This window comes from Vibrio sp. D173a (genome assembly GCF_030248475.1).
This window is the reverse complement of the sequence record NZ_JAHGAH010000655.1, coordinates 1-759: the sequence shown is the minus strand read 5'-3', so window position 1 is coordinate 759 and position 759 is coordinate 1. Positions and strand designations below refer to the sequence as shown.

Genomic DNA, 759 nt, shown 5'->3' with positions numbered 1-759 from the left:
GTTGATGAATTCGAAGCCGATATTGCTGAGTTTGCAAAGGAGCTAGCGAAGAAGGCGATCAAGTCAAAGAGCTTGATGGATTAGGGCATAACCCTGAACCTTACATTGTACAAAACAAGGCCGACATTATGTCGGCCTTTCTATTAGGTTGTCACACGAGAACCTAAGATTTTCTGGTTACAGATGCACTTTAGTTAGTGAGAACAACTGTTGCCATTGGGGATGCCACTACCTAGGAATTCGACGCGAATTTGTTCGACATCTTTTAGGTAGTGGTTATTGGTTTGATCCGTTTTATCAAAGTTGTTGAGCGTGATATTCCAAGACGAGAATGGCGTCGGTTGGAAATACGCATACTCGAACTTATTCGCCACAGAGCCATCGGTGATGATGCTCACGTCATTGGTCGTTGGATCATCAAGGCGATAGTAGAATGCGCGCGATACTGGGTTAGAGCTGAATTGATAGTCCTGATTTTCGTATCGGTCAGCATAGTTACCTGAGCTGGAGACACGCAAGTTGAGTTGTTTTCCGTAAGGTAAGTTTTCCCCCTCAAGGAATACACGCACCGTTGAAAGCCTAACGCGATCAAATGCGCAAAGCTGAACTTGCTCTAATGGAATCGTGAAGTTCAATTCACCGGTGTTAGCAAAGCTCTCCAGTTGCTCTGGACTGGAAATGGTGTAGTTATCGATGGTGAAGTCTTGTGGTGCTGGCTGGAATGAAGACAGGGCATTCACGTATTCACTTTCGATAGAG

At 45.1% G+C, this 759-nt stretch carries 1 pseudogene; it reads right to left on the bottom strand.

The annotated features are described in order from the left end of the window. Window positions 1–194: 194 nt before the first annotated feature. Window positions 195–759, bottom strand: a pseudogene (locus tag KIV40_RS28270) (hypothetical protein); the annotation flags it as partial.